The sequence below is a fragment of the Nocardia sp. NPDC004722 genome (assembly GCF_053601505.1).
This window is the reverse complement of the sequence record NZ_JBSGBY010000415.1, coordinates 1-7708: the sequence shown is the minus strand read 5'-3', so window position 1 is coordinate 7708 and position 7708 is coordinate 1. Positions and strand designations below refer to the sequence as shown.

Sequence of the window (7708 nt, the reverse complement as noted above, 5' to 3'; positions counted from 1 at the left end):
GGGGGGGGGTGGTGGGGGGGGGGGGGGGGGGGGGCGCGCCCCCCCGCGCGGGGGGGGGGGGGGGGGGGGCCTCCACCCCCCCGCCATTGTTTTGGTCCCCGGGGCGGCCCCCCGCGGGCCGGGCGCCATCCCCCTCCCGGCCCCCGCGCCCCTGGAACCGTTCACCGCCTGGGCGCAGGCGGGCAAGGCGGCCGGTGCCGCGATGTGGATGCAGATCAGCCACCCCGGCCGCCAGGTGCAGGCCAGCATGCCCGGCGTCACCTGGGGCCCTTCCGACAAGGCCGTCGAATTGGGCAGGCACAGCAAACGATTCGGCCGCCCCACCGCCATGACCGCCGATCAGATCACCGACACCGTCGCCCGCTTCGCCACCACCGCCGCCCGCGCCGAACAGGCGGGCTTCGACGGCGTGGAAATCCACGCCGCCCACGGATACCTGCTCTCCCAATTCCTTTCGCCCCTGGTCAACACCCGCACCGATGCCTGGGGCGGCTCCCTCGAGAATCGCGCCCGGCTGCTGCTCGACATAGTCCGTGAAATTCGCACGGCAGTGTCCCCGACCTTCGCGGTCGCGGTGAAACTGAACTCGGCCGACTTCCAGCGCGGCGGCTTCGACGCCGACGACGCCCGCCGCGTGATCGCCCTGCTAGCCCCCCTCGGCGTCGACCTGGTCGAATTATCCGGCGGCAGTTACGAAAGCCCCGCCATGGCAGGCCACCCCACCGCCCCGACCGCGTCGAGCGCCACCGCCAACTCGAGCGCCACCGCCAACTCGAGCGGCATTGCCAACTCGAGCGGCATTGCCAACTCGGGCGGCATTGCCGGATCGGGCGGCATTTCCAACTCTAGTGGCATCGCCGGGGCGAACGGCATCGCCGGATCGAGCGGCATCGCCGAGTCGAGTACCGTTGCCCGCGAAGCCTATTTCCTGGATCTGGCCGCCGATCTCGCCGAAACCAGCCCCCTGCCCCTCATGCTCACCGGCGGCATCACCCGCCGCGCCACCGCCGACCAAGTCCTGTCCAGCAAGGTCGCCGTCATCGGCATGGGCACGGCCCTCGCCATCACCCCCGACCTCCCCGCTCGCTGGCGTGACGGCCTCGAAGCCACCGGCACCCTGCGCCGAATCGCTTGGTCCGACAAGTCTTTGGCCTCCATCGCCTCAATGGCCCAGGTCCGCCACCAAATGCGCCGCCTGGCGACCGCGAAAGACCCGGCCCCCACCCTCTCCCCGGTCCGAGCCCTCCTCGCCGACCAGATCCTCCAGTACCGCGCCCTACGCCGCTACCGCCACTGGCTCACCCGCCGCCCGCAATCGGCCCTGACAGTCGCCCCAGCCACCCGCGCCGCGGGCTGATCGATCCTCGCCGCGGTGCGGCTGCTCTGCCACCGCACCTGGAAGCTGACCGCAGTGCGCCCGGGTGATCGGCTGGACCGTGTGCCCTGCGCCGCTACCGCAGCAGGCTCGTCGGCCGCCCGACATCCGACGCCGGAATCTTCTTGCGCTGCCGGGAGATTCCTCGGCGGCGTAACTCTTCAGTGGGTGACGAGGTCGGTGGGGTCGGTGTTGGCTCCGCAGATGATGACGGCGACGCGTTCGCCGGGGGTGGGGACGTAGGCGCCGGAGAGGAGGGCGGCGAGGGCGGTGGCGGCGGCGTGTTCGACGGCGAGTCGGCGGCAGTCCCAGAGGGTTTGGCGAGCCGCGCTGATCTGTTTGTCGGTGACGAGGACGGGGATGACGTCGCCCTCGGCGGCGGCGGAGAGGGCCATGGGGGTGACGCGGCGCGCGCCGAGGGCGTCGGCGGCCACGGAGTCGATGTCGACGTCGTCGGGGTGGCCGGGCGCGACGGCGGCGTGGAAGGCGCGGCAACGCTCCGGTTCGACGGCCACCACGCGCACGCCGTGCTCGTTGGCGGACACCGTGATTCCGGTGAGCAGTCCACCGCCGCCGACCGCCACCACCACGGTGTCGAGGTCGGGCAGTTGCGCGATGATCTCCTCCATCAGGGTGCCCGCACCCGCCGCGATGTAGGGGTCGTCGTAGGCGTGTGAGCGCAGCGCGCCGCTGACCTCGGCGAAGCGTTCGCATTCGGCGGCCGCGTCGGCGTAGGCCGCGCCGCCGGAAAGCACCTGCGCCCCCAGCGATTTCAGCCGCGCCACCTTGATCGCGGGTGCGGCGTCGGGCAGGAAGACGGTGGCGGCGGAGTCGACCAGCCGGGCCGCCCACGCCCCGGCGACGCCCGCGTTCCCGCCGGAGGCGAGGGTGATCCCGACCCGCGGCAGCCGCCCCTGCTCCTGTTGCGCCAGTACGAAGTTCGCGGCTCCGCGCGCCTTGAAGCTTCCGGTGTGCTGCATGTGCTCGAGCGCGAACCAGACCTCACCGGCGACCGGGACGGTGTCGGCGTCCGCGGCGGCCATCACCACCGGCCGGATGTGGCCGGTGATTCGTTCGGCGGCAGCGGTCACCTCGGCGTATGTCGGATGCACGTGCGCTTCTTTCGTTCTCGTGACTGAATCTTCCGGACCGATCGACCCCCGTTGTTCCACTGTAACTTACGCTGGTCGCATGCCCAGGAACTCGAAGTCGCTCGAAGAGGCGACACCCGAGGCGATCGCCCGGGCCGGGTTGGCGATCATCGAAAGCCGCGGGGCCGCCGAGTTGAGCTTCCGTGCCATCGCCACCGATCTGCGCGTCTCGCACACCACCGTGCTGCGCAGGGGCGGCGGCGATTTCAACGGACTGGTCGAGTTGGTGGCCGACGTGCTGGCCTTGGATCTGCCCGAGATCCCCGCGGGCTCCGGCGACTGGGCAGCGGTCACCGAGGCCCGCTTCACCGCCTGGTACACCCTGCTCACCGCCTACCCGGGCCTGGTGATGCTGCGCGGCCCGCGCCCCTGGCTGGGCCACCGGCTGCTCGCGCGCCTGACCGAACCGCAACTGGCCGACACGGTTTCGCGGGGTTTGACCCCGGCCGACGCTTTCCGCTGCTACCGCGAGCTCTACCTCTACACCCTCGGCTGCGCGGGCCTGGTCGAACACCGCGACCGCAAGCCTGGGCACCTGCGCACCCGTGCCACGCTGGCGGGCCTGGACCCCGATCAATACCCGGTCCTGGCAACCCATCTGGACATCATCAGCGAGCTGTTCACCGGCGACGACGTTTTCCGCGACGGCCTGCGCCGCCTGATCGCCTCCTGGGCGCGACTTGAAGCACCGACCGCGACCTGAATCACCATGTCCGCCCTGCCCGATTCCGGGCGCGTCCGGGCGCAGTGGCACGATGGGTCCCATGGCGCGACTCGACTACAAGGCACTGAACGACACCATCCGCTACCTCATGTTCTCGGTGTTCCAGGTGGAGCCCGGCGTGCTCGGCGATGACCGCAAGGCGGCGATCAAGGAGGCGCAGGCCTTCTTCGACGGCCTCGAGGAGCGTGGCGTCGTGGTCCGCGGCCTCTACGATGTCGCGGGCCTGCGCGCCGACGCCGACTTCATGATCTGGTGGCACGCCGAGCAGATCGAGGAACTGCAGGCCGCCTACGCCGACTTCCGCCGCACCACCGAACTCGGCCAGATCTCCAACCCGGTCTGGAGCCAGGCCGCCCTGCACCGCCCCGCCGAGTTCAACAAGTCCCACATCCCCGCCTTCCTCGCGGGCGAGGACCCGGGCAACTACATCTGCGTCTACCCGTTCGTGCGCTCCTACGACTGGTACCTGCTGCCCGACGAGGACCGCCGCAAGATGCTCGCCGATCACGGCAAGGCCGCCCGCGACTACCCGGACGTCCGCGCCAACACCGTGGCCTCCTTCGCCCTCGGCGATTACGAGTGGATCCTCGCCTTCGAGGCCCCGGAACTGCACCGCATCGTCGACCTCATGCGTGACCTGCGCGCCACCGAGGCCCGCCGCCACGTCCGCGAGGAGATCCCGTTCTTCACCGGCCCGCGCGTCGAGGTCGACAAGCTGATCGCGGCGCTGCCGTAACCGGATCCGGCGCACTGCCCGCAGAATTCGGGGCGTGCGCCGAATTCGCGCTCGCCCCATAGTGTTCCTGCGACTCGATCCGCTGCGCTGCCCGAGGGGTGTAGCCGCGATGAGAGGAAGTCGACGCTCGAGTTGCCTTCGGCGTGTCAGGGCGGGCACGCCGAAGGTCTCGTGTGGGCCTCCCGGCAGGACGAAAGTTCTTCCGTTCCTCAGCTGCCTTCCAGGGGTTGCAGCCGCAGCGAGATCGAGTTGATGCAGTAGCGCTTGTCGGTGGGGGTGTCGTAGCCCTCGCCCTCGAAGACGTGTCCCAGGTGGCTGTGGCAGTTGGCGCACAGCACCTCCACCCGGCGCATGCCCAGGGTGTCGTCGGCGCGCAGCACGACCGCGTCCGAGGTGGCCGGGTCGAAGAAGGACGGCCACCCGCAGTGCGAGTGGAATTTCTCACCGCTGCGGAACAATTCGGCGCCGCAGGCCCGGCAGGAGTAGACGCCCTCGGTCTCGGTGTCGGTGTATTCGCCGGTGAAGGCCCGTTCGGTGCCCGCCTCGCGCAGCACCCGGTACTCGTCCGGGCTCAGTTTGGCCCGCCATTCCTGCGGGGTGAGCTGGATGCGCGGGACCGGCAGTTCGGCCCCCGTCGAGGTGTCAGCGTCGGAACTCATGGCTCCACGCTAGTACGCGGCACCGGCCTTGGTGCGCGGCGTGACGGCGACCTCGGTGTCGTCGATCTCCCATTCCGGGTGCATCCAGGCGGGATCCAGCGACTTGCCGGTCTCGAGCCGGCCCTCGCGCTTGGCGGCCAGGTAGCGGTCGCCGAGCACGCAGAACACCACGATCAGCAGCAGCCCCCACCCGAAGGTGGTGCGCAGGTACTCCAGATCGCGGCCGATGCTCTGCCAGCGGTCGGAGAGCCACTTGTCGTAGGACATGAACCCGAAGATCGCCAGCCAGGCGGGCCAGTTGCGCAGCAACGAGTTTCGCAGCACCACGGTCATCAGCATGGGGAACAGGAACATCGAGTAGTACATCTGCCCCAGCGGGCCCAGCAGCATGGTCGCGGTGATCAGGATGCCGGAGGTGGTGCAGATGAAGAACACCTCGTCGTCGCGGTAGTAGCGGTACAGCAGCCACAGCGAGATCAGCACCAGCACGCCCATGACGATGCGGATGCTCCAGGTCAGCCATTCGGCGACACCGTAATACCCGGCATTGCCGACGATCGCGCTGTTGAAGTAGTCACGCGCCTCCGACAGGTACGGCAGCGTGTGCGTCCAGAACGCCTTGTAATCCACGATCAGCGGCCAGGCCAGCAGGTTCAGCAGCACCGGGATGCCCAGGGCGGTGATGAACACCTTCCACTGCCCGCGCACCAGCGGAATCAGCAACAGCGGCACCAGCAATGGCCCCTTGACCGCGACGGTCAACCCCAATGCCACACCGGCCCAAAGGTCTTTGCGCTTGAGCAGCAGGTGGATGTAGGCCATCATCGCCAGGAACAGACACCCGTTGATATTGGTGAAGCCGAGGGTGTTGGTGACCGTCTCGGAGACGAACATGGCCAGCAGCAGCGCGGGCGCGGCCACCGAGTTCAGCGTGTAGTTGAACAGCTTCAGCAGCAGGTACCAGGCCAGCAGCAGCGCGATCGCGTTGACCAGGATGAAGCCCCACCGCGACTTCTCCGGGTCGATGATCGCCAGCGGCGAGATCAGCAGCGTGCCGCTGGGCGGGTACAGATACGCCGGGTCGGTCGAGTTGAAGTTGGCGTTGTACACCGCGCGGTGATTGAGGAACGCGAGCGACGCGTTGTACACCGGCGTGAAGTCATTGGTGACGTGATAGTTGACAGCATTGATGAACACGCGATGGATCACGGTGAGGATCGCGAGCGGCCACAGAGCGAAGTTCAGTACCTCGGCGGTGGTGCGAGCGGTGCGCGGCTCGAGCTGTCGAAGGAACACTCGGGCACGGTACACCGAAACCCACCCCCACACATGCGCCGACCCGCGAATGACCCGCGACCGTCTACCGATGCGGCGACCGATCCGCACCGGTCGCCGCGGCGCGCCGGGTATGTCCGAATCGCTAGGCCGGGCAGGCGGTGCCGTCGGCGGGGAGCGTGGCGTCCTTGAGGTAGTCGGCGAGAGATTGTTGCGCGCAGCCGGAGTGGGCGAAGGTGGGGTGGCCCCAGCCCTGCCAGACGACGGTGGCGGTGCGTGCGCCCGCCGCGCCGAGCGCGCCGGTGACGGTGGGGCGGCCGTCCTGGCCCACCACCGGATCGGCGCTGCCGCCGAGCACCAGGACCGGCAGGTCGAGTTTGTCGGGGGCGGTCATGGGGGTGGCGGCGGGCCAGGCCGAGCAGGCCATCAGGTCGATGGCCGCGACCTTGCCGAACACCGGATACTGGGTGCCCCAGTTGGTTTCGAGGGTGCGGGCCTTGTCCGGGGTGGACGGCTCATGATTGTCGCTGCACCGGTTGACGAACTCACCGTCGGTGGCCACGCCCGCGGCGGCGCGCAGCAGGAACGGGGTAATCGGCCCGTGGTCGCCGCGCCCCAGCGCGCTGAGCGCGTCGGCGAATTCGGTGAGCTGCGGATTGCCCTGGGAGCGTGAGTCACCCAGGAAACTGCTCAGCGTCGTGACCAGCACCGACGCCGACAGATCGCCCAATTGCCCGGCGCCCGCGCGGTTCACGAGATCGAGCACGGCCGCGCGCGGATCGGCCCCCAGTGAGCAGCCCAGCGCCGCGCAGCGCTGCGCGAACGCGGTGAGCGCCGCCTCCTGCCCCTTGACCCGCTGTTCGGCGCGTCCGTTGGCGTCCAGCCCGACCGCCTGCGGCGAGTCCAGCACCAGCCGCCCGAGGTGCTCGCCGTATTTGCGCGCGTAGTTCAACGCCACGTTCGCGCCGGTGCCGGTCCCCATCAGCGCGATGTGGTCGACCTGCAACTGCTTGCGCAGCTGTTCGAGGTCGTCGGCGGCGTGCGGGGCGTCGTACATGCCCTGGCCGGGGGCCAGGAAGTCCAGGCAGGCGACGGTGGCCTCGCGCCCGGCGACGCTCATGGCGTCCACGGGATCGGTTGTGCCGCGCGTGAACTGGGCTTGATCGGCGAGCACCTTGCGCTGCGGGTCGGTCATGCAGCTCACCGGCACCGAGCTGCCGATGCCGCGCCGGTCGACCGCGATGATGGGTCGCGCGGCCAGCAGCGCGCTGGCGTTCCCGGCGGCCAGTCCGGCCAGGGTGGCGGTGGAGGCGCGGTCGGATCCGGAGGTGAGGATCAGCGGCGCCGCGTCCTTGGGGGTGCGGTCGTAGCGGGCGCGCATGGCCGCGTTGCGGAAGTTGCCCGCCACATTCCCGGCCACGTCGATCTGGCTGGTGTATTCGGCGCATTCGAGCACCAGTCCCGGCGGCGGCGTGCCGAGCGAGAGCAGGCTGAACGTCGGTGCGGTGCAGTCCTTCCAGGACAGGTCGGTCTTGGGCACCTCGGGCGCGGGCACGACGGCGTCGGCGGGCGTGCTGCTGGGCGCGGACCCGGCCTGATGCGGTTTCTCCACGGCGACGGCCGGCCGGTCCGACGGCCCGGCCCCGCAGGCGGTGGTCACCAATACCGACAGTGTCGACGCCAGCAGAGCGGCCCGAGTCCAGCGTCAACCCGGAGGCCTGGCGCTGGTACCGGGATGTGGTGGGCGGCAACAAGACTCCCATCGTGGACACCTGGTGGCAGACCGAG

General features: G+C 69.8%; 7 protein-coding genes and 1 pseudogene. 4 read left to right on the top strand and 4 right to left on the bottom strand.

The annotated features are described in order from the left end of the window. Positions 1–91 precede the first annotated feature (91 nt). Positions 92–1357 carry an oxidoreductase gene (locus ACWELQ_RS31570; RefSeq protein WP_452400684.1) on the top strand — a complete coding sequence of 422 codons (1266 nt, stop codon included), beginning with the start codon at positions 92–94 and terminating at the stop codon, positions 1355–1357. Between the two features lie 179 nt (positions 1358–1536). Here ACWELQ_RS31570 and ACWELQ_RS31565 read toward each other — a convergent pair whose 3' ends face one another. Next, positions 1537–2487, bottom strand: coding sequence for a serine/threonine dehydratase (locus tag ACWELQ_RS31565; RefSeq protein ID WP_452400683.1), 951 nt, complete (start codon positions 2485–2487; stop codon positions 1537–1539). 79 nt (positions 2488–2566) lie between these two features. On the opposite strand from ACWELQ_RS31565, the gene ACWELQ_RS31560 reads away from it, so the two are divergent. Beyond that, entirely contained in the window at positions 2567–3229 is a 663-nt protein-coding gene (locus ACWELQ_RS31560; protein WP_452400682.1) for a TetR/AcrR family transcriptional regulator C-terminal domain-containing protein, read from the top strand. Between the two features lie 61 nt (positions 3230–3290). Further along, on the top strand, positions 3291–3986 hold the full coding sequence (hemQ, locus tag ACWELQ_RS31555; RefSeq protein WP_452400681.1) for a hydrogen peroxide-dependent heme synthase: 696 nt from the start codon (positions 3291–3293) through the stop codon (positions 3984–3986). 209 nt (positions 3987–4195) lie between these two features. Here hemQ and msrB read toward each other — a convergent pair whose 3' ends face one another. From msrB to ACWELQ_RS31540, 3 genes are all read right to left on the bottom strand, one after another. Further along, positions 4196–4645 carry a peptide-methionine (R)-S-oxide reductase MsrB gene (gene msrB / locus ACWELQ_RS31550; RefSeq protein ID WP_452400680.1) on the bottom strand — a complete coding sequence of 150 codons (450 nt, stop codon included), beginning with the start codon at positions 4643–4645 and terminating at the stop codon, positions 4196–4198. Between the two features lie 9 nt (positions 4646–4654). Next, complete coding sequence (locus tag ACWELQ_RS31545) at positions 4655–5941, bottom strand: glycosyltransferase family 87 protein (protein ID WP_452400679.1); 1287 nt, start codon at positions 5939–5941, stop codon at positions 4655–4657. Between the two features lie 124 nt (positions 5942–6065). Continuing rightward, positions 6066–7580 (bottom strand): alpha/beta fold hydrolase, encoded by a 1515-nt coding sequence (locus ACWELQ_RS31540; protein WP_452400685.1) that lies wholly within the window; start codon positions 7578–7580, stop codon positions 6066–6068. Positions 7581–7624: 44 nt separating this feature from the next. On the opposite strand from ACWELQ_RS31540, the pseudogene ACWELQ_RS31535 reads away from it, so the two are divergent. Continuing rightward, positions 7625–7708: pseudogene (locus ACWELQ_RS31535) on the top strand (hypothetical protein); the annotation flags it as partial.